A 493-nucleotide genomic window follows, 5' to 3' on the forward strand; every position below is an offset into this window, starting at 1 on the left:
TGCTTCTCATTTTTCGGAACGAACCAGTGCGGCAGGTCGAAACCGATGCGCCCGCGAATAAAGGCCACATGATCCGCATCCTCCGGCCACCACACCTCGCTGGTGGCCGCCTTAATCAGGAACACGTAACGCCCGCCCTTATCGCGCATGGCACTGGCGTGCTGCATGATGTAGCGCATGCCGGTGATGTATTCGCCGTCGTGCTGCGATGCGCGGCTATAAGGCGGGTTGCCGTAGGCAGCGCCATGCAGTTCCGCCAGGCGCTCGGACCAGTCCTGCGTCAGCGCGTTATCCTCTGCGGTATAGTACGCCTCGCATTTGTTGTTCTCGCCGTCAGTGAACAGATCCAGCACCAGCGGCCCGAACATGGCGTTAATACCCCAGAATATGTTTTCCGGCGTGCGCCACTGATCGCCGACCTCTTTCAACTCGTGGGCTGGCTGGGCGCGCAGTTCAGCCAGCGCCTGGCAATATTTGTTAGTACTCATCCCCG

The 493-nt window shown here is 59.8% G+C and carries 1 protein-coding gene; it reads right to left on the reverse strand.

Annotation, left to right across the window (positions count from 1 at the left end):
• The coding region (locus tag FN633_RS09240; protein WP_154058885.1) for a phage N-6-adenine-methyltransferase at positions 1–488 on the reverse strand (488 nt) is incomplete at its 3' end.
• Positions 489–493: the final 5 nt, after the last annotated feature.

The sequence above is a fragment of the Pseudescherichia vulneris genome (genome assembly GCF_902164725.1).
In the GTDB taxonomy this organism is placed as follows: Bacteria; Pseudomonadota; Gammaproteobacteria; order Enterobacterales; family Enterobacteriaceae; genus Pseudescherichia; species Pseudescherichia vulneris.